Origin of the sequence: Flavobacterium sp. LHD-85 (assembly GCF_030929595.1) — a bacterium.
In the GTDB taxonomy this organism is placed as follows: Bacteria; Bacteroidota; Bacteroidia; order Flavobacteriales; family Flavobacteriaceae; genus Flavobacterium.
Map to the genome: position 1 here is coordinate 1,058,531 of NZ_JAVFVR010000001.1, position 24,989 is coordinate 1,083,519.

At 33.3% G+C, this 24,989-nt stretch carries 22 protein-coding genes and 2 tRNA genes; 12 read left to right on the forward strand and 12 right to left on the reverse strand.

All coding sequences use genetic code 11. The features are described 5' to 3' along the window. Window positions 1–11 precede the first annotated feature (11 nt). Both sufC and sufD read left to right on the forward strand, forming a co-directional pair. Window positions 12–758, forward strand: coding sequence for a Fe-S cluster assembly ATPase SufC (sufC, locus tag RB618_RS04520; RefSeq protein WP_008466070.1), 747 nt, complete (start codon window positions 12–14; stop codon window positions 756–758). 66 nt (window positions 759–824) lie between these two features. Next, entirely contained in the window at window positions 825–2,141 is a 1,317-nt protein-coding gene (sufD, locus tag RB618_RS04525) for a Fe-S cluster assembly protein SufD (protein ID WP_308067667.1), read from the forward strand. 62 nt (window positions 2,142–2,203) lie between these two features. Here the strand turns inward: sufD and RB618_RS04530 are convergent, their stop codons facing one another. From RB618_RS04530 to RB618_RS04545, 4 genes are read right to left on the reverse strand one after another with little or no spacing between them, the layout of a single operon-like run. Then, complete coding sequence (locus tag RB618_RS04530; RefSeq protein WP_291152357.1) at window positions 2,204–2,587, reverse strand: ASCH domain-containing protein; 384 nt, start codon at window positions 2,585–2,587, stop codon at window positions 2,204–2,206. After that, window positions 2,584–4,116: a PIN domain-containing protein gene (locus tag RB618_RS04535; protein WP_308067668.1), complete on the reverse strand. Its 1,533-nt coding sequence runs from the start codon at window positions 4,114–4,116 to the stop codon at window positions 2,584–2,586. Before RB618_RS04535 ends, RB618_RS04530 begins: the two co-directional genes overlap by 4 nt. Beyond that, complete coding sequence (locus RB618_RS04540; protein WP_308067669.1) at window positions 4,116–4,640, reverse strand: ATP-binding protein; 525 nt, start codon at window positions 4,638–4,640, stop codon at window positions 4,116–4,118. Before RB618_RS04540 ends, RB618_RS04535 begins: the two co-directional genes overlap by 1 nt. Before the next feature lie 48 nt (window positions 4,641–4,688). Continuing rightward, window positions 4,689–6,038 (reverse strand): serine hydrolase, encoded by a 1,350-nt coding sequence (locus RB618_RS04545; RefSeq protein ID WP_308067670.1) that lies wholly within the window; start codon window positions 6,036–6,038, stop codon window positions 4,689–4,691. 221 nt (window positions 6,039–6,259) lie between these two features. On the opposite strand from RB618_RS04545, the gene RB618_RS04550 reads away from it, so the two are divergent. From RB618_RS04550 to RB618_RS04580, 7 genes are all read left to right on the forward strand, one after another. Continuing rightward, complete coding sequence (locus RB618_RS04550) at window positions 6,260–7,474, forward strand: cysteine desulfurase (protein ID WP_308067671.1); 1,215 nt, start codon at window positions 6,260–6,262, stop codon at window positions 7,472–7,474. Between the two features lie 13 nt (window positions 7,475–7,487). Then, a complete protein-coding gene (locus RB618_RS04555; protein WP_308067672.1) occupies window positions 7,488–7,913 on the forward strand; it encodes a hypothetical protein in 426 nt (141 codons plus the stop codon). Between the two features lie 2 nt (window positions 7,914–7,915). Beyond that, window positions 7,916–8,341 carry a SufE family protein gene (locus RB618_RS04560; protein WP_012023259.1) on the forward strand — a complete coding sequence of 142 codons (426 nt, stop codon included), beginning with the start codon at window positions 7,916–7,918 and terminating at the stop codon, window positions 8,339–8,341. Between the two features lie 184 nt (window positions 8,342–8,525). Then, window positions 8,526–8,936 carry a GxxExxY protein gene (locus tag RB618_RS04565; RefSeq protein ID WP_308067673.1) on the forward strand — a complete coding sequence of 137 codons (411 nt, stop codon included), beginning with the start codon at window positions 8,526–8,528 and terminating at the stop codon, window positions 8,934–8,936. Window positions 8,937–9,023: 87 nt separating this feature from the next. After that, a complete protein-coding gene (locus RB618_RS04570) occupies window positions 9,024–9,347 on the forward strand; it encodes an SUF system Fe-S cluster assembly protein (protein WP_008466058.1) in 324 nt (107 codons plus the stop codon). Window positions 9,348–9,481: 134 nt separating this feature from the next. Continuing rightward, window positions 9,482–9,991 (forward strand): DUF2480 family protein, encoded by a 510-nt coding sequence (locus tag RB618_RS04575; RefSeq protein ID WP_308067674.1) that lies wholly within the window; start codon window positions 9,482–9,484, stop codon window positions 9,989–9,991. Between the two features lie 78 nt (window positions 9,992–10,069). Then, window positions 10,070–11,020, forward strand: coding sequence for a DUF3078 domain-containing protein (locus RB618_RS04580; RefSeq protein ID WP_308067675.1), 951 nt, complete (start codon window positions 10,070–10,072; stop codon window positions 11,018–11,020). A 167-nt stretch (window positions 11,021–11,187) separates the two neighbouring features. On the opposite strand, the gene hflX is transcribed toward RB618_RS04580, so the two are convergent. From hflX to RB618_RS04615, 7 genes are all read right to left on the reverse strand, one after another. Next, window positions 11,188–12,438 carry a GTPase HflX gene (hflX, locus tag RB618_RS04585; RefSeq protein ID WP_308067676.1) on the reverse strand — a complete coding sequence of 417 codons (1,251 nt, stop codon included), beginning with the start codon at window positions 12,436–12,438 and terminating at the stop codon, window positions 11,188–11,190. A 166-nt stretch (window positions 12,439–12,604) separates the two neighbouring features. Further along, the gene (locus RB618_RS04590; RefSeq protein ID WP_308067677.1) at window positions 12,605–13,462 is read right to left on the reverse strand and encodes a hypothetical protein; all 858 of its coding nucleotides are present in this window, start codon (window positions 13,460–13,462) and stop codon (window positions 12,605–12,607) included. Window positions 13,463–13,598: 136 nt separating this feature from the next. Next, window positions 13,599–14,933, reverse strand: coding sequence for a DUF5689 domain-containing protein (locus tag RB618_RS04595; RefSeq protein WP_308067678.1), 1,335 nt, complete (start codon window positions 14,931–14,933; stop codon window positions 13,599–13,601). An 18-nt stretch (window positions 14,934–14,951) separates the two neighbouring features. Next, complete coding sequence (locus tag RB618_RS04600; RefSeq protein WP_308067679.1) at window positions 14,952–17,771, reverse strand: carboxypeptidase-like regulatory domain-containing protein; 2,820 nt, start codon at window positions 17,769–17,771, stop codon at window positions 14,952–14,954. 188 nt (window positions 17,772–17,959) lie between these two features. Then, the gene (locus RB618_RS04605; RefSeq protein ID WP_308067680.1) at window positions 17,960–19,180 is read right to left on the reverse strand and encodes an MFS transporter; all 1,221 of its coding nucleotides are present in this window, start codon (window positions 19,178–19,180) and stop codon (window positions 17,960–17,962) included. A gap of 420 nt (window positions 19,181–19,600) precedes the next feature. After that, window positions 19,601–20,644 carry a Gfo/Idh/MocA family oxidoreductase gene (locus RB618_RS04610; RefSeq protein ID WP_308067681.1) on the reverse strand — a complete coding sequence of 348 codons (1,044 nt, stop codon included), beginning with the start codon at window positions 20,642–20,644 and terminating at the stop codon, window positions 19,601–19,603. Window positions 20,645–20,752: 108 nt separating this feature from the next. Further along, complete coding sequence (locus RB618_RS04615; RefSeq protein WP_308067682.1) at window positions 20,753–21,823, reverse strand: NADH:flavin oxidoreductase/NADH oxidase; 1,071 nt, start codon at window positions 21,821–21,823, stop codon at window positions 20,753–20,755. 201 nt (window positions 21,824–22,024) lie between these two features. On the opposite strand from RB618_RS04615, the gene rseP reads away from it, so the two are divergent. From rseP to RB618_RS04630, 3 genes are all read left to right on the forward strand, one after another. Further along, a complete protein-coding gene (gene rseP, locus RB618_RS04620) occupies window positions 22,025–23,368 on the forward strand; it encodes an RIP metalloprotease RseP (protein ID WP_308067683.1) in 1,344 nt (447 codons plus the stop codon). A gap of 83 nt (window positions 23,369–23,451) precedes the next feature. Then, window positions 23,452–23,525, forward strand: a tRNA-Asn gene (locus RB618_RS04625). Window positions 23,526–23,564: 39 nt separating this feature from the next. Beyond that, window positions 23,565–23,638: transfer RNA gene (locus tag RB618_RS04630), tRNA-Asn, on the forward strand. Between the two features lie 522 nt (window positions 23,639–24,160). On the opposite strand, the gene RB618_RS04635 is transcribed toward RB618_RS04630, so the two are convergent. Further along, complete coding sequence (locus RB618_RS04635; protein ID WP_308067684.1) at window positions 24,161–24,841, reverse strand: hypothetical protein; 681 nt, start codon at window positions 24,839–24,841, stop codon at window positions 24,161–24,163. Window positions 24,842–24,989: the final 148 nt, after the last annotated feature.

Genomic DNA, 24,989 nt, shown 5'->3' on the forward strand with positions numbered 1-24,989 from the left:
AATAAAGAACAATGTTATCAATAAAAAACCTTCACGCCGCGATTGGTGATAAAGAAATCCTTAAGGGAATTAATATAGAAGTTAAAGCTGGAGAAGTTCACGCGATAATGGGACCAAACGGTTCTGGAAAAAGTACTCTTTCTGCTGTTATTGCAGGAAACGAAAATTATGAAGTTACAGACGGAGAAGTTATTCTTGACGGAGAAGATCTTGCTGATTTAGCTCCTGAAGAGAGAGCACATAAAGGTGTTTTCCTTTCTTTTCAATATCCGGTAGAAATTCCTGGAGTTAGCGTTACTAACTTCATGAAAACGGCTATCAACGAAACTCGTAAAGCAAACGGACAAGAAGAAATGCCGGCTAACGAAATGCTGAAAGTAATTCGTGAAAAATCTGAATTATTAGAAATCGACCGTAAATTTCTTTCTCGTTCTCTTAACGAAGGTTTTTCTGGAGGAGAGAAAAAAAGAAACGAGATTTTCCAAATGGCAATGTTAGAGCCAAAATTAGCTATCCTTGACGAAACCGATTCTGGTCTTGATATCGATGCTTTAAGAATCGTTGCAAATGGTGTAAACAAATTAAAAAGCGACAAAAACGCAATTATTGTAATCACACACTACCAACGTTTGTTAGACTATATCGTTCCTGATTTCGTTCACGTTCTTTACAACGGAAGAATTGTAAAATCCGGAGGTAAAGAATTGGCTTACGAACTGGAAGAAAAAGGATACGACTGGATTAAAGCAGAAAACTAGTTTACAGTTACAGTTTACAGTTTACAAAAACTCATAACTCATAACTCATAACTTACAACTAAGAAAATGGATTTAAAAGAAAAATTAGTATCGTCTTTTATGGCTTTTGAAGAGCGTGTCGATGTACATTCAGATTTACATGACATACGCACAAATGCTTTAAAAAACTTCGAAAATAAAGGTTTCCCAACCAAAAAAGAAGAAGCTTGGAAATATACATCGCTAAATGCCATCTTAAAAAATGACTTTACGGTTTTTCCAAAGCAGGAAAATGCAATCGAATTTAATCAGGTAAAAAAATACTTTTTACACGAAATTGATACTTACAAATTAGTATTTATCGATGGGGTTTTCAGTTCGCATTTGTCTTCTACAACGCACGACGGAATCGATGTTTGTTTGATGTCATCGGCATTAACAAAACCAAAATACAAAATGGTTATTGATACCTACTTCAATCAAATTGCAAGCAAAGATGACAGCTTGACTTCATTGAACACTGCTTTTGCAATGGAAGGTGCTTTTATCAATATCCCAAAGAAAAAAGTAGCAGACAAACCAATTGAGATTATGTATTTCTCAACTGGTGCAGAATCTGCTTTAATGGTTCAGCCAAGAAATTTGGTTATTGTGGGCGAAAATTCACATGTTCAAATTATTGAGCGTCACCAAAGTTTGAATGAAAATCCTGTTTTAACAAACTCAGTTACTGAGATTTTCGCTCAAAAACGCGCAATTGTTGATTATTACAAAATTCAAAACGATAACAGCGAAGCCAATTTAATTGACAATACTTACGTTTCGCAACAGCAAGAAAGCCATGCTTACGTTCATACTTTCTCATTTGGAGGAAACTTGACTCGTAACAATTTGAATTTCTATCATTTCGGAGAAAGATTGACAAGTACGTTAAACGGAATTTCGATCTTAAACGATAAACAACACGTTGATCATTATACTTTGGTAAACCACGCGCAGCCAAACTGCGAAAGTTTTCAAGATTATAAAGGAATTTTCTCTGATCGTTCGACTGGAGTTTTCAACGGAAAAGTTTTGGTAGAGAAAGAAGCTCAAAAAACAAATGCTTTCCAAAAAAGCAACAACATTTTATTGAGTGACAAAGCTACTATCAATGCAAAACCTCAATTAGAGATTTTTGCTGACGACGTAAAATGTTCTCACGGATGTACAGTTGGACAATTGGATGAAACAGCAATGTTCTACATGCAATCTCGTGGTATTCCCCAAAAAGAAGCTAAAGCTTTATTAATGTACGCATTCTCAAATGCCGTTATCGAAAGCATTAAAATACCAGAATTAAAACAAAGAATTACTAAAATCATTGCCATGAAATTAGGCGTGAATTTAGGATTTGATTTGTAAAAAATTCTATTTAATAAAAATGAAAAAACGATAAGCTTTTAAAGTTTATCGTTTTTTTGTTTTTATCTTTTTTCATTTGACCAGTATGCAAATGATTGAGGTGGTGTTAAATTATAATCAGCCTTTAAACATTTAGGCTCTTCAAATTTATTTTTGTTTTTTATCTGAATAGCAAAACCTTGTTGCCTATTTTCGAAATATTCATAAAAATAATCTTCCGTTATACCAGAATATTCTTTAGTTGTATCCCAAAGTTCCTTAAGGTCAAGATTAAATATTTTCTCTATTTCAAATTCTCCAATCACTTTTTGAACAGGTGAAGAAGCATAAACCAAAACGGAAGTAACATTTTGGTTTTTGAAAATAGCTTTTCTGAATTCAAATTTTTTAGTCCCATCAAATATCTTATTTGCAAATTGGGGTTTAATTGACAGTACTACTTTCATAATATTTTTTTTATTTTATATGCAAAATTAATTAAATCTTTGAACTGTTCATCAGTTAATTTTATAATGCCTAAAGGTATACTTTTACTATCTTCAAAAATCTTTAAGTCAATTAAATCTTTTATTGTTGGCTTTGGTGTTGGCAATGAATATGCAAATAGAAAATTGATTACAAAAGGTCGATATTTAGGGAATTTATCCCACCATTTATTTCTCAAGTCTTCTTTTGAAATCATTGTTTTCCTATTACAAGTTTCAAAAAACTCGTCAAAATTTTCAAATTCATTTTTAATGTTCTCAACGATACAAATTGTTGTAATAGTACTTGTGTAGATCTTTTGAGTTCCTTCTTCTCCAATTCTATAAATTAAAACTATATCTCCAGATTTTAAATTTCGATCTTTCGAGTGTGATATATAGACTTTACTTATTCGATTTCTATACGGTTCGTTTTCGATATATTTCGATTTATCTTCCCTTGTATTTATACTATCTGGGAAAAGTTCTGTATGATATTGCGGTTCAATTTTTATAATGTATTTATTCGTTTCCCAGGAAAAAAAGGGAAAAGTTAATTTGGGATTTTGAATATTCTTCGGTAGGTTTTTACCAAATGATCGAACATACACTCGTTCTTCACCATTTTTAGTTGTTTTTATTCCGTGGAACAAAAATCCCCATTCTTCAAGCATTTCAATCAGCTGTTCTTGCTCAGGTCTTTTCGTAAAGAGAGTAACATAAATTTCTTCCACATTATACTGAAGTGCGTTGTCAAAAATAGTTTTAAGAAAACGTTCTCCTATTTTATAACCATTTCCAGTAACTTTTAAAGTACCTATTTTCAATCTTTTTTTTGGTTGAAAAAAAGGTGAAATGTTTGAATAATTTTCTTTTTCACTCTCGATTTTAACAAAAAGAAATGCTGTTAAGTTTCCATCACTATAACAGACATAACATGACTCTTCTGATTTGTCATTAAACCAAATATCAAACTCTTTATAATCTTCTCTAAAACTATCAAAAAATGAGTCCTTAATGTTAACTTTTGCAAAATCGACTTTTTGAACGGATAAAACTTTATAATTAACCAATTCAGGATTTTCTGAAATGACTTTTTCTAAAAAAGTTTGGATTTTATAAACTTTATTTGAAATCCCTAATAAATTTGCTTTGGTATGTATTTTTTTATCCTCTGAAATTAGAATATTTACTCTACCTTCATAAACTTCATTTAAGATTTGGGTGTCATTTATATCATTATCTTGATTATCAATCTTCTTACTAACTTTAAGAATTTCTTCACCCAGCGGAGCTTGATGTTTAAGCAAATTGTAACTCTCAATTTTAATACTCATAGTATCGAGAGCGTTTAAATCTCTATATCTTTTTAATTCTTCAACAGTCAAAGGATGAATGTATTTTGAATATTTGAGATTATCTATCCACTTGAAAAGTTGACCAATTTCTGGTTTGTATATTTTATTTGCTTCTCTATGAATAATAATATTTGTGTCTAGCAAAACTTTCATTACCTAGTGATATTTAATAACTGTTCATAATTATTATCCATAATCTCGATATACGGAACAGAATACTTTTTCGAAAGATATTTTGCATATTCAATTTCTATATTCTGTAATTCGCTCAAAACTTGAACATCATATTTTTTACCATCACGATTCTCCAGTCTTTTTACTATTTTTTCTGTATCATCTATGACAATGGAAATCACCCTTGGATTAAGAATATCAAAAGTTTCTTCATCAATTTTACAAGGAACATTTAATGAATTCAGCAAACAAAAATGCCCATCAAGTAAATACTTCTTATCCCTATCGACTAAATTATTTAATCCAAAAATTAATTTTTCTTGCGTTGAAGAAATATTTTCAACCAATTTATTATCCAAAGAACTAATATCACTCCATTTTAAAACTTCACTTGCCGTAATATGTATCAATTCACTTTTAGAAGCAATTTCTTTACAAATAGTTCCTTTTCCAACTCCATGAATACCACCGATAAAAAATATGTTATCAAACGATTCCATCATTAATTTTTTTTTTAGCAAGTTATAAAAAAGAATGAAATGTACTACAAATTATTTCTTCACACTCTCAATAATCCCTTTCAAAAACCCATTAAAATCAAATCCAGGTTCTTCTTCCCTCACTCCCATTCTCACAATAACCATATCTTTTGACGGAATAATCGCCACCATTTGACCTTGATAACCACTACAATAAAACATATCACGAGGAACATCAGGGAATTTTCCTCCGGCATTTAACCAAAATTGCGCTCCGTATTTTCCTTCAGAAGTATTCGTTGGCGTTGCTGTGTATTTTACCCAGCTTTCATCTAAAATTTGTTCTCCGTTCCAGTTTCCTTTTCTTAGATATAATAATCCAAATTTAGACCAGTCTCTCGGTGTCGCCCATCCGTAAGACGAACCTACAAAAGTTCCAGACATATCTTGCTCGACAATCATTGAATTCATCCCAATTTTGTCGATTACAGCGCTATACCAAAAGTCAAGATATTCTTGTTGGGTTTTAAAATGTCTTCTTAAAATCAGGGACAATAAATTGGTTGTTCCTGATGAATAATTCCAATGTGTGTTGGGTTTAAATTGAGCTGGTTTGTCCAATTGCACTTTTCCCATATCTTCTGCCTGAAAAAGCATTTTTGTTGCGTCGCAAATTGTACTGTAATTCTCTTCCCATTCTAAACCAGAATTCATGTGAAGCAAATCATTAATCGTAATAATTTTACGATCGTCATTTTGCCATTCTTTAATTGGTGCTGATTTATAAATATCAATTTTTCCTTGTTTAGCCAAAACTCCAAAAGCTGAACTTGTGATACTTTTTGTCATTGACCAACCCAGAATTTTACTGTCTTTATTAAAACCTGTATCGTATTTTTCGGCAATTAATTTGTCCTTATATAAAACTACAACCGCACGAGTTCTTTTAATTCTTCCGCCTGTTTTGTCAAAAGCATTATCAACTGCTTTTTTCAGTTTTGAATAATCGACATTAGAAAACGCAGTATCTTTTGGTTCATTATTTCCATATGGAAAAGGAAGGTTGTTTTCGAGCTTCGTTCTTTTTGGAAGCAGATATGGTTTTGAAAGATCATAATCATCATTAATCAAAGTTGCTCCTAGACCTTCACGATAAATAGCTTTTCTTTCTTTCAAACCATAAACTGCTGACGTTGCAAATTTTCCGGCGTCATTAATTGTGTTTGTCGCAAGATCTAATAAATGAATATCATTATCGGTTTTTTGAATTAAATCCAGTGATCGATGATCCATAAAATGTCCAGATGCGACACTTTTGGCAGAAAATCCAGAAATCAAATCAAGCTTCGGATAAGTAGTAAAGCCGAAATACAAAAAAGCAAGAACCAAAGCAAGCGCAAGTACTTTTAGAATTTTTTTCATAATGATGTTAGATATTTTTAATGCAATATAAATAATTTATGTTCACGATTTTAGAACTCAAATTATAAATCTGTTTCGGATAATGTAAAAAAACAAAACTATTTTTAGGGAATCAGCATTTACAACATCTGACAATCGTATCATAAAAGGAAATTATAGAATTCCTGTATAAACAAATTTAGTTTTAGTACTTTTGTAAATAGATTTTTTCTAAATAAGACATGCTAGATATTCAAAAAATAAGAGCTGATTTCCCGATACTTTCACAAACTGTAAACGGAAAGCCATTAGTATATTTCGACAACGGAGCTACTTCGCAAAAACCACAAGTTGTAATTGATGCTGAAGTAAAATATTATAACGAAATAAATGCCAACATTCACCGTGGCGTTCACACACTAAGCCAGTTAGCAACTGATGCTTATGAGATTGCTCGAGGAAAAGTAAAAGATCATATAAATGCAAAACATGCTCATGAAGTGCTTTTTACTTCAGGAACCACGCACGGAATTAACTTAGTTGCAAACGGATTTGCTTCGATTTTAAAACCTGGTGACGAAGTGGTTGTTTCTTCATTAGAACATCACAGCAACATTGTGCCTTGGCAAATGTTATGCGAAAAAACTGGTGCAGTTTTGAGAGTAATTCCAATCGATCAAAACGGAGAATTAATCATTTCTGAATTTGATGCTTTACTTTCGGAAAAAACGAAAATTGTTACCGTAAATCATATTTCAAACGCATTGGGTGTAATCAATCCAATCAAATATATTATTGATAAAGCGCATTCAGTTGGCGCTGCAGTTTTAATTGACGGTGCTCAAGCAGTTCCGCACTTAAAACCAAATGTACAGGAATTAGACTGTGATTTTTATGCTTTTTCAGGACATAAAATGTGTGGTCCAACGGGAACTGGAATTCTTTATGGAAAAGAAGAATGGCTAAACAAACTTCCTCCTTATCAAGGCGGAGGCGAAATGATCAAAGAAGTGACTTTCGAAAAAACAACTTACGCAGATTTGCCTCATAAATTTGAAGCAGGAACGCCAAATATTGCTGGCGGAATTGTTTTAGGAACTGCAATTGATTATTTAAACGAGATCGGTTTTGATAAAATTCATGAATATGAAAATGAATTATTAGAGCACGCAACAAAACGTCTTAACGAAATTGAAGGTATCCGAATTTACGGAAACACCAAAAATAAAGCTTCGGTAGTTTCGTTTAATATTGATGGAATTCATCCGTATGATGTTGGTTCTATTATAGATAAATTAGGAATTGCCGTTAGAACAGGACATCATTGCGCACAGCCAATTATGAATTTCTTCTGTATTCCAGGAACAATTCGTGCTTCTTTTTCTTTCTATAACACTAAAGAAGAAATTGATCAAATGGTTGATGCAGTTAAGAAAGCGCAAACTATGTTAAGCTAAAAAAACTAAATATATGCGAATAGTATCATTATTGCTCCTGACACTTTTTATTGCTACGGGATGCTGCAGTCAAAAAAAAGCAGACATGAAATCTACACAAATTGAATATTCTGCAATGTCGAGAGGGTATTACAAAAGTATTGTAGTGCAAAATAAATCGGTTTCTGTGGTTAAAGAACGTAACGCCGAGGCTGTCAAAAGCAAGATTAATGATGCGAAATGGAACGAAATTGTTTCAACATATTCAAAAGTTAATTTAGACAATCTTTCTACCTTAAAAGCACCGACAGATAAACGTACTTATGATGGTGCTGCAATAGGAAATTTAAAAATAACTAAAGATGGAAAAACATATGAGACAGCTGGTTTTGACAATGGTTTTCCTCCAAAAGAAATCGAAAAACTAGTTAATTTATTAGTTGATTTTTCTAAAGAATAATTATGACAATAAAAGAAATACAAGACGAAATAATAGACGAGTTTTCAATGTTCGACGACTGGATGCAGCGATATGAGTACATCATCGAACTAGGAAAAAGTCTTCCGTTAATCAAAGAAGAGTACAAAACCGATGATAATTTAATTAAAGGCTGCCAGTCAAAAGTTTGGCTGCAAGGCGAACAAAACGATGATAAAATTGTTTTCACTGCTGACAGCGATGCGATTTTGACAAAAGGAATAATTGCGATTTTAATTCGTGCTTTCTCCAATCAAAAAGCAAAAGATATCCTGGAAGCTGATACCGATTTTATAGACGAAATTGGCCTAAAAGAGCATTTATCTGCAACACGCGCAAATGGTTTAGTATCGATGATAAAAAACATCAAAATGTACGCTTTGGCTTTTGATGCTAAAAACAAAAATTAAAAAAATTTAAACCATATAAGTTATATAAGAAAATTTAAGTTTTGGCGCTTAAATTAATTGTGTTGATAAGTATAAGAAATATAAGTATCCTAATTAAATGAACTTATATAACTTATATGGTGAAAAATAAATATTGTAGGTTTTATCTTTCTTTTTTTATTTCTTATTATTGCTAAAAAAAGCAATGATTACAAAGAAATATTTGACTGATTTAGTTTATCAGGTTAATGGAGCCGCAATTGAAGTTCATAAAAGTATTGGAGCAGGACTTTTAGAAAGTATTTATCATCAATGCATGATTAAAGAATTATCATTGAGAGGAATCAATTTTAAATCTGAATTGATAATTCCCGTTGAATATAAAGGTTTAGAATTAGAGTCAAATCTAAGATGTGATTTATTTATCGAAAATTGTTTAGTTCTTGAATTAAAATCAGTCGATCAAATTATACCTATTCATGTTGCAAAGCTGATGTCTTATATGAAACTTTTAAAGTCACCAATTGGTTTAATGATAAATTTTAATGTAACAAACATTTACCACGAAGGACAAAAAACATATGTCAACGATTTATATCGTTGGCTAGAAGATTAAAATGTAAAATAAAGCATCAATATATTTTATTTAAGCGCAAAGTTTTAAATGAACTTATATAACTTATATGGTGAAAAACAAAAAACAATGGAACAAGAAATAGACACAAACGAATTAGGAGAATCAATCGTAAGAGTTTTAAAAGGCATTTACGATCCGGAGATTCCTGTAGATATTTATGAATTAGGATTAATTTACGATGTAATGGTAAACACAGATTACGAAGTAAAAATCCTTATGACACTTACCTCTCCAAACTGCCCAGTTGCAGAAAGCTTGCCAAGAGAAGTAGAAGAAAAAGTAAAAGCAATCGAAAACATAAAAGATGTTGATGTTGAAATTACTTTTGATCCGCCTTGGAGCAAAGATTTAATGAGCGAAGAAGCTAAATTAGAATTAGGAATGCTTTAATAAAGTGTTCAGTTTTCAGTCACAGTTTTCAGTAATTAACTGTGACTAAAAAACACTTTAGAAATGTATACAGTTTTCAGTCTCAGTCACAGTGATCAACTGCGACTGAGACTGCGACTGAAAACTCAAAAGAAATGGAAGAAATCATCAATAAAGTTGCCAATAGTGCTTTAGAAGTTTTTGATCTTGAGGATTATTATCCAAAAGGAATGCGAGTTCAGATTGACATCTCGCAATGGCTTTTGGAAGGATTTTTATTGAAAGAAAGAGACTTTAGAGAATATCTTAAAAATCACGACTGGTCACAATATCAAGATCAATATGTTGCTGTACACTGTAGTACAGATGCTATTATTCCCGCTTGGGCATTAATTTTAGTTGGCGTTCACCTAGCTCCTTTCGCAAAAAAAGTGGTAAACGGAACGATAGAAGATGTTGACGCAAGCCTTTACGAAGAGCTTTTAAGCAAAATAGATTATTCTGTTTACAAAGGCAAACCTGTTATCGTAAAAGGCTGCTCTAGAAAGCCAGTTCCAATGCGTGCTTATATTTTGGCCACAAATTATTTACAGCCATTTGCTCGTAGTATTATGTATGGCGAAGCATGTTCTGCAGTGCCTTTATACAAAGAATCTAAGAAATAACCTGCATTAACACTACTGCAGAACTTAACTTTCCATTGGTTTTTAGTATATTTGATTATACACTCTAAACTAAAAACCATGAGAAAGCTAACCTTATTACTTTTCATTTTAGTAAACTTCACATTTTTACAAGCCCAAAATTCAGAAAAAGAGTTAATTCAGAATACTGAAAAAGCAGTAAAAAAAATTAACGATACTATCGAAGGCGAAGGCTGGAAAACAAAAGGAACCGTTTCCCTTTTACTGAACCAATCAAGTTTTAACAACTGGATTGCAGGAGGTGAAGATAGCTTTTCTGGAACGTTAGGAATCAATTATGATTTCAATTACAAAAAAGATGATTTGACTTGGGATAACAAAGTTTTAGCATCGTACGGTCTTCTACAAACCAAAAATGACGACTTCACAAAAAAAACAGATGACCGTTTAGAATTCAACTCTATACTCGGGAAAAGAGCTTTTGGAGAATGGTATTACTCCTACTTCCTAAATTTTAGAACACAATTTTCAACTGGCTACATTTACGATCAAGATGCCAATGGAAAGCAAATAAGGACTGAACAAACCAAATTTATGTCTCCTGGATATCTTACAACAGGTCCGGGTATTTACTGGACGAAAGACGATAATCTTAAAGTAAATTTTGCTCCGCTAACTTCAAAATTCACTTTTGTCGACAATGCCTATACAACCGGTATTGATAGATTTACAGGCCTGCCATATGTCGACGGCAGTTATTTCGGGGTTGACGAAGGCAAAAGCATGCGTTACGAACTTGGTTTTTATGCTTCAGTTTATTACAAATTGGCAATCATGACAAATGTGACTGCCGAAAACACACTTAATCTTTATTCAAATTATCTTGAAGACCCACAAAATGTCGATATAAATTATTCGTTAAATGTTATAATGAAAATCAACAAGTTTTTATCTGCTAATTTATCGTTTCAGGCTATTTATGATGATAATGCTTTTGCAGGACTTCAAACTAGAGAAGTATTTGGTTTAGGAGTTAATTTTGGATTTTAATCTGAAAATTGACACCGATAATATTTCACCGCATAAAACGCTACGATTTTTATAATTTGCGTTTTAGATAAAACAAAGTTCGCAAAGCTATATGTAGATTTAGCTTTGCGAACTTTATATTTCTTAAGATACTTTAAATAATCTTAGCGCTCTTTGCGTTTAATTAATTATTCCTGTTCTTCTTCATCTTCTTTTTCAACTGCATCCTTATAATCTGGATACAAGAAATTGTTGTAAGGAAAACGCGTAATATGAATTTGACGAACCGCTTCATAAACCGTTTCTCTAAATTCTTCAAAATTTTCTTTATTTCTGGCAGAAATAAACAACGCTTTATCCTGCCCCACATTACTCACATTACTCATCCAAGTTTGTTTCCACTCGTCAAGTGTCCAGTATTTTCTGGTTCTTTCGGTGATCAAATCATCTTCATCGATGGTAAGATGTTTGTAAGCATCGATTTTATTAAAAACCATAATAGTTGGCTTGTCGTTGCTTTTAATTTCTTGTAAAGTCTTATTTACAGACTCGATATGATCTTCAAAATCTGGATGCGAAATATCTACTACATGCAACAATAAATCGGCTTCACGAACCTCATCTAAAGTACTTTTAAAAGAATCAACCAATTGTGTTGGCAATTTTCGAATAAATCCAACTGTATCAGAAAGTAAGAAAGGAAGGTTTTTAATAACCACTTTTCTAACTGTAGTATCTAAGGTTGCAAACAATTTATTCTCAACAAAAACATCGCTTTTACCAATTGCATTCATCAAAGTCGATTTTCCGACATTGGTATATCCAACAAGAGCTACGCGAACCATTGCACCGCGATTGCTTCGCTGAATACTCATTTGCTTATCGATTGTTTTGATTTTATCTTTCAATAACGAAATTCTGTCACGCACAATACGTCTATCGGTTTCAATCTCTGTTTCTCCAGGTCCACGCATACCAATTCCCCCTTTTTGACGCTCAAGGTGTGTCCATAAACCAGAAAGTCTCGGAAGCAAATACTGGCATTGCGCCAATTCTACCTGAGTTCTTGCATAAGAAGTTTCGGCTCTTTGCGCAAAAATGTCCAGAATTAAGTTGGTTCTGTCTAGAATTTTACAGTCAATAATTCTTGAAATGTTTTTCTGCTGTGAAGGCGTTAATTCATCATCAAAAATTACAGTCGATATTTTGTTTTCTTTTACAAAAAGATTGATGTCATCAATTTTCCCCGTTCCCACAAAAGTCTTCGGATTAGGGCGTTCCATTTTCTGCGAAAAGCGTTTAATAACTTCACCGCCAGCAGTAAAAGTCAGAAACTCCAATTCGTCTAAATATTCATTTAGCTTTTCTTCACTTTGATTCTGAGTAACAATACCAACAATTACTGTTCTCTCAAAATTTATAATTTCTTTTTCTAACATAGTCTTGAATAAGGTGCAAATTTAATCATTTGTCGGCTACAATCAATTATACAATTTTGTTTTTACATTTATATTTAGAAGAATAGACTTCAAAAAAAAATGGAACCCGTCAAGATAAACTCAACAAGGTTCCACTTACTCAATAAATGGTCTAAGTTTAAAACTTTTATTCGTAAATAAAGGTTTTTTCCGTTTTCACAATTCCGTTTTCTTCTATTTGAGAACAAGAAATCGGGTAATTTAATTTGTTGTATTTGTATTTTCTGCTCACCGCAACCAAAGCTGTAGATGATGGGCTGAAATTCATTTCATTATTATAAGAAATAGATTCAAACTCAAATTCTTCCTCATGATAAGAGATCATTGGTACAATTACTTTGTAATTATCTCCGAAAAGACTTTGAACAATTAGCTGATCAACCGATTTTTTATCGTCATAAGTAAATGATTTCGAGATTTTGTCACCAACCAATCCTTTGTGTCTTGACACATTATCGTTTACATAAACATATTCCAATTTTCCAATAATCGTCTTGTTTCTATCACGCGAAGTACGTCTTACAATAATTCCGTTTTCAACAAGATATTCAATATCATCTACTAAATTCTGATGATTGGTACTCTTTTTTGTTGTTACTTTTACCCTTGCTCCTTCATAAACAAATGAAACCGTTTTGGTAATGTAATTTGGCCCCTCTTGATATTTTTTTACAAATTTGGTAATATTGTTATCTGGGTTATACGTATAATTGATCACTTCTTTCCAGTCGCTTCCCACTTTATCTTTTACAGTCATATCCAACAAACCGTTTTTGTTGTAATAAAAATGCTGTACAACATCTGAAGTAGTTATCGTTTGAAGTTTACCATCTTTAAAAACAAATGTTTTATTAACAATCTCTCCGTCTTTAGAGTTTTGGTAATTTGTTTTTACAATGTTGATCTGCTTTAGTTTAACATTGTCTTGACTGTGCATCAAGAAAGGAAACACCATCATTAAGATGGCAATAAAGTAGGTTTTCATGTGGTATTTGTATTGATTTGGGATGACCAAAGTACAAAATTCAATTAGATTTTAACACTTTGAAGTACAAAAACTACAAACTTTTAAACAATACTCTAAAAATCAACACATTATTTCATTTATTCTAAATTACTTCTTACTTCTCTCCAAATATTTTTATATCATCTACCATAAAAGCACCATTTAATGTTTTATCTTTTCCAGAACCAATGTACTTAAAAGCAATATTTATGTTTCCAGAATAAGCAGAAAGATCGATTCCTCCAGAACTTATAAATTCGCGAGAAGGTGTTGAAAGTGTTGGCACTTTTGCTTCTAATTTTGTCCATTTTGCTTTAGTCACACTTGCTCCATCAAAGTTGGTTGAAACATAAACTTCTAATGTATTTAAAGGTGAATCTATTTTCAAATCATGTTGTGCACTTCTAAACGAAAGCACCGCATTTTTATATCCTGATAAATTTATTTTAGGAGAAACCAGCCAAGCCACATTCTCGGCTGCAGTCGTACTTGTAGTATTAAATTCTGCATAACCATTTCCAGCATACACCATACTTTTCCAGAGTTTGGCTGCTTTTTCTACAATGTTACTCCAACCTGGAAGTGCAAAATTAACGTTGTTTTTAACCGACTGAAAATCTTCTGCAAAAAACGGAGTATTTCTTTTTCCATTCATCACAATATCACTTTCATATCGAACCATAAATTGATAGTCTGTGCCAAATTTTGTTAGAATTCCTTTTATCTTTCCACTTCCTTCTGGCACATCGTGATCTGCAAATTTTGCATAGCTGCTGGTCCTAAAAATAATCTGATTTCCTGTTTTATCCCTCAAATACCAGTTTGTAGAACCTCCAACATTATTAGATTCTTCAAAATAATGACGCCCTAATGCTGCTTCAGTAAATTCCACATCGTTTAATTCTATCAAAGTATTTAGTTTAGAATCTGAAAGAGCTTCTTCTACAGAAAGTGATTCAACCAAATGACTCTCATCTATATTTGAGCACGAAGCGTTTAATACATTTTTGTAGTCGTTTTGAGAAATTCTGCCAATTGTTGGATCACCGGCATTGCTCACGTACAAACTTCCAATTCTTAAACCTCCATAATACAAATCTGTAAATTGATTTTTAAGTTTTACAAAAACTTTATTTCCAACCCGATAATCAATATAAGTATTTGTTGCATCAACAGGAATACTAAAACCAATCGCAGGAGTTCCCTCAATTTCTCTTGTCTGCAGGAAAATAGTTTTAAAAAAATTGCCCCCTTCGTCACTCGAAACTACATAAGCTTCTATAATGTCATCGTACAAATATTGCTTTGCTGTTGTACCCGAAAGTTCATAAACTTTTTCTACACTTTTATTTACAATTAGATTGGGCTGAATACAAGCTAATTCTGGGGTTTCGACTTCTTTACTGCAGCTGATTATGGATAATGCAAAAAGTAAAATTAGATTTTTCATGAGAAATAAATTTTCAGTTTATAAACCGATTGTAAGATTTAAAAAATAAGTTCGACCATAACCATAATAATATCTCGGACCAAAAGATGGTGTTCCGCTTGAAACATCTTGATTTAACGCTCTAAAATTGGCATTCCTCGCCTGTTCGAAACCGCCCGTTTTGTACATTAAATCCAAAACATTATTTACACTGGCAAAAAGCCCCACGTATTTTTTATGAATACGCCAAGATTTTCCTCCATTAAAATTCAGCAGCATGACAGGTTGAAATTTTTCTTGTTTCAGCAATTCATTCCCTCTTTCGGAAGTTGCTTCAGGAAAAGGAAAACCATTAGCTGGATTGATGTAAAATTGAGATGTTCTAGAAATTGGCGAAACATCTATATAACTCTCTGCCAAATAATTGATATTGCCACCAATCCACCAAAACTTAGGATCACGATATTCTAATCCAAATGAATACGCCTGCTGCGGAGTTCCAGGCTGTTTGTAGTTCTTTAAATAAGCAGATCCAAAATCAAAAGTGGCTTGCGCTCCTTCTTTTGCTCTATTGGCATCGTTTACAATCACTACATTTGGATTACTGCTATAAACATAATTTCCAAATGCTGCAGATAAAGTTGTTTTCAATGTGGGGCCAATCTGGTATTCAAAACTTAATTCTGCTCCCGTATTTTTCTTATCCAAATTGGTCAAAGTCTGGCTGACAAATGCATTTGTTGGATCATAACCAGAACCGTTATCGAAAATTCCTTCGGCATAGAAATAAGAAGTTTTTGAAGTGTTTTTGATTATAGTATAATATGCTGTTAAACGCAATTTGAGTTTTGCTGAACGGTATACATAATTAGCCTCAGCACTGCTTATATTTTCACTTTCAATTCCGTCCACAACATTATTATTTAAACGTGAATTTGAAAAAGTATTTCGAAGTGAAGGCGCTCTGGTAAAATGTGCAGCATTAAAAAACAACAATTGTTTTCCTGAAATTTTATAGGTAAAACCGCCTTTGAAACCGAAATTCTCAAAATTTACTTTCTCGCTTTTGCCTAAAGAATTTGTTGGATACAATCCGTTTTGATATACCCCCTCTCTCTGATAATCTGACATGGAATACAATTGCGACAAGAAAAATTCTGTTTTATTATAACTAAATTTAAACTGTGTAAAAACATCTAAAGTATTAGCCAATAAATTATAATTGTATCCGTAAATATCTCCTACTCCAACTTGTCGATTTGGATGCAACAAATCTGATTGCGACAGATTTCCTTTGTAAAACGGATCAATATCTTCAAAATATGCTCCACCAAGAAGGTCTAATAAATACTGAAAATTATGCGATTTTAATTTCTTAAAAGTAAATCCGCCATCAAAAGAAATATTGGAAGTAATCTGTGCATTCAAATTTGAATTTACTGCTAAAGTTCGATCATCTGTTCTGTCTTCATAAAGCACATAATGGCTTTGAGCAGGCGAATAACCATTTTGCCCTATTTTTTGATTGGCAAAATACATTTCATCCCAATTGATCTGAGGATGCTCCAAAAATGTCATTCTGCTTTTTGCTACATTTTCATAATCTGGAGTAAATTCACCCGAAAACTCTCCTTGATCTTTTGCATAAAGCGAACTAAAATAGCTTGGCATTTTCCTGTAATAAACAGGATCTGGACTGTCTGCATTTTGGTAATCGATATTGCTGTTTCCAACTTTCCCAAATTGATACATAATAGCAGAATTTAGATAGGTTTTATAATCAATTTTAAAATAATGATTGAGCATAAAGAGTGGCTCTTCTACATTTTTTACTCTTGCATTTCGCTTCTCGCCATTTTGAAATCCCCAATACGAATTGTATTTTTCGCTCATTAAATCAGTAACCTCAGCCGTGTTAGCAGAATTCTTTCCGCGTGAATTTGGCGTATAAAACCCTGTAAAATTGAGAGAATGTCTGGCGTTTAGTTTCTTTTCGACACTAAGGAAAAAAGAGTATGCATCGAAGTTTGTGCCTTCAAAATAACCTTCATCAGCCCAACGTTTTCCAGCCGAAACCACAAAAGCCCAGCCCGAAGCATTCATTCCTGAAGCATAAGTGCCAATTGCCCGCCATAAATAAGTGGTATTACTTCCCGAAAACGTTAGTGATGTTCCTTTTCTATACAAAGAAGCACGAGTAAAAATCTGCTGTGTACCTAAAATTCCACCAAAAGTATAATTGGAAGCTGCCGTTCCGACTGAGAATTCCTGATTGCGAAGCACATTGTTTAAACCGCCCCAATTTCCCCATTGCGGTCTGCCATCGTAAATTTTGTTCATCACCATTCCATTAAGCATCATAGCTCCGTTTTCGCTATCTAAACCCCGAATGCGAAATCGAGCTTGCCCCCAATTGAATGCTGATGCTTGCATAAAAGCATCTTTTGAAGATTGTAAAAGGCCTGATGTCATTTCAGATGAACTGTTGTCATCTGAAAAATCATTGTCTGATAATGTAATTAATGCAGCTGGAACCTCATCTGAATAAGTGTCTTCTAATTGTAAAATTCCGAGATCTATATCCTGTTCTAAATTGGACTGTACTTTTAAAAGGAAATCTTTATAGCCTTGGCTTCTCAGTAAAAGAAATTGCTCTTTTTTGGGAAATATATGAAGTTCAAATTTCCCCGTTTTTGACGTAAGCTGCATCACGGCTGTGTTCTGTATCGTCACAACTACACTTTCCACCGGATTCTGTGTTCGTGCATCAATAACAATTCCTGTTACCGTAATTTCTTTCTGCGAAAAAACAAAACTAGAAAACCATACAAAAAAGAAGACCGCGTATTTTTTCACCATTAAAAATCCAATTTACTTTGAAAAATAATTTTAGGATTGAAATCCTTTATTCAAAAGATAAAATTGGTTTTTGGAAAAAAGCATTTTAAATTCAAGTCATTGCTTGAATTCAAATATAGAAAAAATATTTAAAACTGAATAAATTCTTACAAAATTGTTTAATTTTAATCGATATTAGTCAAAAAACATTATGCTTCAGTTCTAATTTTAGAAACCATAAAAGCAATCAGAACTCCAAAAATACCGATAAAGGCAAAAGAAAACTGCAAACCGAAACTTTGTGCAATATGCCCAATCACAGGTGGCCCCATTAAGAAACCTAAGAAACTTACACTCGAAACAATCGTTAAAGCCTCTCCTGCAGGAACTGTTGGGTTTTTCCCAGCAATACTGTAAACCGTAGGAACAATCGTTGCAACTCCCAAACCTACAAACATAAAGGCAATCGTACACGGAATTATATAAGGAAGAAAAACAGCTGTAAAAAGTCCAGCCGAAATCATAACACCGCTAATCTGCATAACACGTTCGCGTCCAAATTTATTGATTAATCCGTCGCCTAGGAATCTTCCGCTTGCCATCATAATCATAAAAGAAGTATAACCTAAAACCACCAACGGCCCAGGCGCTTTTACAATATCTTTAAAGTAAACTCCACTCCAATCGAACATAACGCCCTCGCTAGCCATACTGCAGAATCCAATAACGCCTAGCCAAAGTAAAGCCGTATCTGGTTTTACAAATAGTTTTTTGCCTTCTTTTTTTGGTTTCTTTTTTTCTTTGGCTCTAACCAAAAATTTAAAGTTAAAAGCCACCATCAATAAAACAATTCCGGCTACAATTATAAAATGATGCAACGGACTTAATTTTAAAGCCAGCATTCCTAAACCTACCAACGCACCCGTAAATCCTGCGAAACTCCACATTCCGTGAAACGAAGACATAATTGTTTTTTTGAATAAAACCTCTGTATAAACTCCTTGAGTATTTACGGCAATATTGGCAAGATTTCCGAACACACCAAACAAAAATAATCCTAATGATAATTGTAACGATGTTGTTGCCAAACCTAAATTGATTAAGCACAAAACATACATTATTAAAGAGAAAATCAAAATACGATGGCTACCGAATTTGGTTACCATTTTTCCTGAAAAAGGCATAACAATTAGCTGCCCAACCGGAAGTGCAAAAAGAATAGAACCTAAATCGCCTTCTGTTAAATGCAAAGCCGTTTTAATATCTGGAATTCTGCTGGCCCACGTGGCAAAACTCAACCCCATTCCGAAATAGAACATTCCAACAGCAAAACGGATCCGGTTTAAATAGGAAGCTTTGGCTTCTCTAAATACTTTCTTGATTTTGGCTTTGGTCTTAAAAAGCGATAATGGATTAATGTTTAACAGCATATTGAATTTTTATTGGAATGTTGTCAAAAATACTAAAAACGCTCGTTAAAGTGCATAAAGCCTAAGGTTATCCACAATATACAACGTTATTGTTTATAAATTCAAAGGTTTTTATTTGAATTTGGCTTATTAAAATTACAATTTTTCGGGTTTAAAAGAATTATAATTTGTTTGATTTTTTTAAGAAAATAAAAAGGGATTATCTCAAAAATTGAGATAATCCCTTTTTATTTATATTTCATTGTTCCGTAGGAACATTTCATCGGTAGAAAAAAATATCGTTGTCAATATTTTACGTTCCGTAGGAACGTTTGAAACATTAGATTATTAAAAAATTGCCCGAAATCAAACGTTCCTACAGAACGTAAATGCGGATAAATATTATTATTTTCTACCGATGAAACATTCCTAAGGAATGTACTATGATATACCTATTACTTTTTGCTGGGCATTACTCGCAATTACGGCTTCTATAACCTGCATTACTTTTACCCCTTCGTCTGCGGTAACAGGTTCTGTTTTATCGTTTGCAATAGAATCGTAAACGCCATCGAAGAAACTGAAATAATTCCCTTGAAGCGTTGGGATTTTTTCTCTCACAATTTTACCGTCAATTTCGGTATGCAAAAGTCCTTGTAAACTTTCATCTTCTGTACCCCAAGAATCTAGGTTCGGTTTTTTACCTACTTTTAAATCGTCTTCTTGAACATCTCCGCGAGGTTTTAAGAAAGAGCCTTTTTTTCCGTGAAGCGTGTACGCGGGATTGGCTTCTCTCACAAAAAATCCCGCTTTTAAACGGACTCTGAAATTAGAATAAAACAACGTCAAATCGATCCAATCGTCTACAACAGAATTTTCTCTCGTTACTCGAATGTCGCCAAAAACAGCTTTTGGACAGCCAAACAGACTTATCGCCTGATCTATAATATGCGGACCTAAATCTTTTAGAACTCCTGCTCCATCATTGGCCGTTTCTTTATGCGCTTTCGGACTCAATAGCGGATTATATCTGTCAAAATGAAATTCAGCTTCTACTAAATCTCCTAAAACGCCATCATCGATTACTTTTTTTACGGTTTTAAAATCGCTGTCCCATCTTCTATTCTGGAAAACAGCCAGTTTTAATCCTTTTTCTTTTGCAATTTTTGCCAATTCTTTTGCTTCTGCTGCAGTTGTCGTAAATGCTTTTTCTACAACGGCATGTTTTCCTGCCAAAAGCACTTTTTTAGCATATTCGTAATGCGTTCCAACTGGCGTGTTTACAATTACCAAATCGACATCATCGCTTAATAATTCGTCTATAGAAGCGTAACTTTTTACATATGGATAATCTTCTTGAATTAATTTTTTGCTTCTTTCCCAAGAACCCAAAAGTTCAAATCCTTCGTGAATATCTAAAAACGGAGCGTGAAAAACTTTCCCCGACATCCCGTATGATAATAATGCTGTTTTTATCTTTTGCATTGGTATAGTTTTTTTGGTTTGCCACGAATTGCACGAATTAGCACAAATCGGCATGTATAAAATTTTTAATTCGCAAAAATTCGTGCAATTCGTGGCTAATAAAAATATTTAAAGTTTAGCTCTTTCGTATTGTTTTGGCCATTGAATTTCGTCATTTAGTTCTTTAGCAAAATCCAAAGGAAGATTTGGGTTTCTTAAAGATTCTCTGGCAAATAAAATTAAATCGGCTTGATCCAAATTTAAAATTTCTTCTGCTTGTTCTGCTTCTGTTATTAATCCGACTGCTCCTGTTGAGATGCCAGCTTCTGCTTTCACTTTTTCTGCAAAAGGAACCTGATAACCTGAACCTAATGTTATTTTTTGATGTGAAACTAATCCGCCTGACGAAACATCTATTAAATCTACTCCTTTTTCTTTTAATATTTTAGAAAGTTGTACAGATTCTTCTGGATTCCAACCATTTTCTGCCCAATCGGTTGCCGAAATTCTAACGAATAAAGGTAAATCTGATGGCCATTCTGATTGAACAGCTTCTACAACTTCCAGTGTAAAACGGATTCTGTTCTCAAAACTTCCTCCATATTCATCTGTTCTTACATTTGTTAAAGGCGATAAAAACTGGTGCAATAAATAGCCATGAGCCGCATGAATTTCTAAAACCTGATATCCTACTTCAACTACTCTTTTTGTAGCAGCTTTAAAATCGGAGATTACTTTCTGAATTCCGTTTTTATCTAACGCTTCTGGAAGAAATGGTTCGCCGTCATGATACGGAATCGCACTTGGAGCCACGGTTTGCCATCCGCCTTGAGCGAAATCTAACTTTTTATTACCAAGCCACGGAGCCGAAACACTTGCTTTTCTTCCTGCATGTGCTAACTGAATTCCGGGAATCGAGTTCTGAGAAACTATAAAAGCGTTGATTTGTTTTAGTTTTTCGATATGTTCATCTTTCCAAATTCCTAAATCGGAAGGAGAAATTCTGGCTTCTGGAGAAACTGCTGTTGCTTCCTGAATAATAAGTCCAGCTCCGCCAGTTGCACGGCTTCCTAAGTGAACAAGATGCCAATCGTTTGCAAATCCGTCAATAGCAGAATACTGGCACATTGGCGAGATCGCAATTCTATTTTTTAAAGTGATTTTTTTTATGGTGAGCGGAGAAAATAATTTCGTTGCCATATATATGTAACTTTTAATGATTTTATACTACCAATTGAGTAAAGCAGTGTTCAAAAAGTAAAGTTACAGCATCTTGTTAAAACGAGAAATCTAAATGTTTATTAATTAACAAACATTTAAAATCTTAAACACTATCTTGCACTCTTATATTAAAATAGAAAACGCTACTTTTGTGCGTTAAATACGAATTAAAAACAAAAAATGGATATAGTTATCAAACTCTCTCAATTTCTATTGAGTTTATCTTTACTTATTATTCTTCATGAATTAGGGCATTTTATCCCTGCAAAATTGTTTAAAACTAGAGTCGAAAAATTTTACTTGTTTTTTGATGTTAAATATTCACTTTTCAAAAAGAAAATCGGAGAAACAGAATACGGTATCGGATGGCTTCCGCTTGGTGGTTATGTGAAAATTTCTGGAATGATTGATGAAAGTATGGACAAAGAGCAAATGGCGCTTCCGCCTCAGCCTTGGGAATTTCGTACTAAACCAGCTTGGCAACGTTTAATTATCATGCTTGGTGGTGTTACGGTAAACTTTATCCTGGCTTTTATTATCTATATCGGAATGGCGTTTGCTTACGGAGATACTTATATTGCTAATGCCGACTTAAAAGATGGTGTTCTAATTGAAAATCCTGCAATGCTTAAAGCTGGTTTTAAAACGGGTGACAAAATTATTTCTATTGATGGTAAATCTGTAGAAAATTTTGACAAAGACATGAATATAAATATCATCATGGCAAAACATGTCTTGATCGAAAGAAACGGGCAGCAGCAAACGATTACGATGCCAACAGATTTTGTTGACCAGCTTTCTAAAACAGAAAAAGGAATACTTATCGATATCCGCAGACCTTTTGCCATTGGAAAAGTTACAGAAGAATCTGCTAATCAGAATTTAAAAGCAAAAGATCTGATTCTTTCTCTTAACGGACAAAAAGTTAAATATTTTGACGAAGCAAAAGCTGTTTTATTAGCTAATAAAGGAAAAGAAATTCCTGCGGTTGTTTTACGCGATTTGAAAGAAACACCTCTTACTTTGAAAGTTTCTCCAAAAGGAACTTTAGACGTTTTTGCTGGTGGTTTAGACATGAAATCATTAGAGAAATTAGGATACTATAAAATAAGCACTAAAGAATATGGTTTCTTCGAATCTATTCCGGTTGGTCTTGAAAAAGGAAAAGATCAATTAGTAAGTTATGGAAAACAATTGAAAATGATTTTTAATCCAGAAACAAAAGCTTACAAACAAGTAGGTGGTTTTGCGGCGATTTACAATATTTTCCCTAGTTCTTGGAGCTGGGAAGTTTTCTGGTCAATCACGGCTTTATTGTCGATTATGCTTGGAGTTATGAATTTATTGCCAATTCCGGCTCTTGATGGTGGTCACGTAATGTTTTTATTGTATGAAATCGTAAGCGGTAAAAAACCGAGCGATAAATTCCTAGAGAATGCGCAAATGGTTGGTTTTGTTTTACTTATTTCACTACTACTGTTTGCTAACGGTAACGACATTTACAAGGCGATTGTAGGCAAGTAAAAAAAAGTCAAAAAAAGAGTGAAAATGTTTTTGAGAAACTAAAAATAGTTTTATATTTGCACTCGCTAAAAAGAGCAACACTTTCCTCCTTAGCTCAGTTGGTTAGAGCATCTGACTGTTAATCAGAGGGTCCTTGGTTCGAGCCCAAGAGGGGGAGCAACTTTTTTTAGCAAACATATTAACCTTTTAAGGTGATTCCTCCTTAGCTCAGTTGGTTAGAGCATCTGACTGTTAATCAGAGGGTCCTTGGTTCGAGCCCAAGAGGGGGAGCTTAAAAAAAGACGATCAAATTTGATCGTCTTTTTTTTTGTTCAAATTCCAAAGTTTCAAAATTCCAAATTCCAATATTAGGATTGTTTATTTAATCGTAAAGGTTTTTACGCAAAGTTCGCGAAGAGTTTTTTTTTCGAGACTTAAATTAGGAATCTATAACGGAGATCGCAAAGGTCGCCAATCTGTGTCGATATGCGAGTGTGATTTATCCTTCGATCGAAATGACAAAACCATTCAATTAAATAAAACAAAAAAATCTCGCAGAGCTTTATAAACACAAAGCTTTGCGAACTTAATCTTTAGATTTATCTCAAAATAACCTTAGCGCCCTCTGCGTAAACCTTAGCGCTCTCTGCGATAAAAAAACTTCACACAAAAAGAAAACAAAAAAAGCTCGCAGAGCTTTACAAACACAAAGCTTTGCGAACTTAATCTTTAGATTTAGCTCAAAATAACCTTAGCGAACTTTGCGTAAAAACTTTGCGCCCTTTGCGGTTAAAAAAACACAAAAAGAAAACCCTATTTCATCGTCAAAGTTTCGCTTTTAAACCTTTTCATTAAAGTATTTGCTTTCTCATCTTCATTTATTGCTTTTAAAGACTGTGCGTATCTATAATAGTAAATAACATCCAGATCTTGGGCTTGATCAAATAATTGAGTGTAATAACCCGCTGCTGCAGTAAGATTTCCTTCAAAATAAAAACGATCGGCTACTTTTTTTAGCATATCAATAGATTTATAACCTTTATCAATCACTTTTTCGTAGGTGTCGACCATATTAACAGTTACATATTTGGAACCTGTAGCCACAGGTGCTGTAATTTCGACTTTAACAGGCTTTACAGCAGCAGACGAACTTGCAACTGTTGTTTTTGTTTCTATTGCATTTGGAGCTACTTTAGGTTTCTTTTTTACGTAATTCGGAATTACTGTTCTTGTATTATTAGGTCCAAGATCGTAAGTTTCGACCAGATCCAATTTTGAAACTTGGTAGGTAATAATTCTACCTCCAAAAAGCTTATTTATTCTTTCCTCTACATAGTAAGACTGTATTACCAAATCATCTGTAGGGAAACTATCCGTCAATAATGTCGTTTTTCCTGGTGCCGGAGAAGCAGAGGCATTGTTTGTGCTCTGAGCAAAACAGCCGAGAGAAAATACGAACGCAAGTGTACATAAAATTGCTTCATACTTTTTCATGATTTTTTGAATAAAATTAATGCTCCTATTAAAAAACTCAGACTAAAGATACTGATTTTCTTTCACTTAGCTTTATTCTAACCGCCAACTACCTAGAAAGCCGATTAAGTACTTCTTTTTACGAATTTATCATTTGAACGCAGACTTT

Excerpts from the sequence above, each read along its gene's own strand:
- RB618_RS04560 (WP_012023259.1), top strand. The coding sequence starts at position 7,916 with ATGACAATAAAAGAAATACAAGACGAAATAATAGACGAGTTTTCAATG.
- RB618_RS04535 (WP_308067668.1), bottom strand. The coding sequence starts at position 4,116 with ATGAAAGTTTTGCTAGACACAAATATTATTATTCATAGAGAAGCAAAT.
- RB618_RS04555 (WP_308067672.1), top strand. The coding sequence starts at position 7,488 with ATGCGAATAGTATCATTATTGCTCCTGACACTTTTTATTGCTACGGGA.
- RB618_RS04595 (WP_308067678.1), bottom strand. The coding sequence starts at position 14,933 with ATGAAAAATCTAATTTTACTTTTTGCATTATCCATAATCAGCTGCAGT.
- RB618_RS04550 (WP_308067671.1), top strand. The coding sequence starts at position 6,260 with ATGCTAGATATTCAAAAAATAAGAGCTGATTTCCCGATACTTTCACAA.
- RB618_RS04605 (WP_308067680.1), bottom strand. The coding sequence starts at position 19,180 with ATGCTGTTAAACATTAATCCATTATCGCTTTTTAAGACCAAAGCCAAA.
- RB618_RS04575 (WP_308067674.1), top strand. The coding sequence starts at position 9,482 with ATGGAAGAAATCATCAATAAAGTTGCCAATAGTGCTTTAGAAGTTTTT.
- RB618_RS04600 (WP_308067679.1), bottom strand. The coding sequence starts at position 17,771 with ATGGTGAAAAAATACGCGGTCTTCTTTTTTGTATGGTTTTCTAGTTTT.
- rseP (WP_308067683.1), top strand. The coding sequence starts at position 22,025 with ATGGATATAGTTATCAAACTCTCTCAATTTCTATTGAGTTTATCTTTA.
- RB618_RS04530 (WP_291152357.1), bottom strand. The coding sequence starts at position 2,587 with ATGAAAGTAGTACTGTCAATTAAACCCCAATTTGCAAATAAGATATTT.
- RB618_RS04590 (WP_308067677.1), bottom strand. The coding sequence starts at position 13,462 with ATGAAAACCTACTTTATTGCCATCTTAATGATGGTGTTTCCTTTCTTG.
- RB618_RS04635 (WP_308067684.1), bottom strand. The coding sequence starts at position 24,841 with ATGAAAAAGTATGAAGCAATTTTATGTACACTTGCGTTCGTATTTTCT.
- RB618_RS04540 (WP_308067669.1), bottom strand. The coding sequence starts at position 4,640 with ATGATGGAATCGTTTGATAACATATTTTTTATCGGTGGTATTCATGGA.
- sufD (WP_308067667.1), top strand. The coding sequence starts at position 825 with ATGGATTTAAAAGAAAAATTAGTATCGTCTTTTATGGCTTTTGAAGAG.
- RB618_RS04570 (WP_008466058.1), top strand. The coding sequence starts at position 9,024 with ATGGAACAAGAAATAGACACAAACGAATTAGGAGAATCAATCGTAAGA.
- RB618_RS04545 (WP_308067670.1), bottom strand. The coding sequence starts at position 6,038 with ATGAAAAAAATTCTAAAAGTACTTGCGCTTGCTTTGGTTCTTGCTTTT.
- RB618_RS04565 (WP_308067673.1), top strand. The coding sequence starts at position 8,526 with ATGATTACAAAGAAATATTTGACTGATTTAGTTTATCAGGTTAATGGA.
- RB618_RS04610 (WP_308067681.1), bottom strand. The coding sequence starts at position 20,644 with ATGCAAAAGATAAAAACAGCATTATTATCATACGGGATGTCGGGGAAA.
- hflX (WP_308067676.1), bottom strand. The coding sequence starts at position 12,438 with ATGTTAGAAAAAGAAATTATAAATTTTGAGAGAACAGTAATTGTTGGT.
- RB618_RS04580 (WP_308067675.1), top strand. The coding sequence starts at position 10,070 with ATGAGAAAGCTAACCTTATTACTTTTCATTTTAGTAAACTTCACATTT.
- sufC (WP_008466070.1), top strand. The coding sequence starts at position 12 with ATGTTATCAATAAAAAACCTTCACGCCGCGATTGGTGATAAAGAAATC.
- RB618_RS04615 (WP_308067682.1), bottom strand. The coding sequence starts at position 21,823 with ATGGCAACGAAATTATTTTCTCCGCTCACCATAAAAAAAATCACTTTA.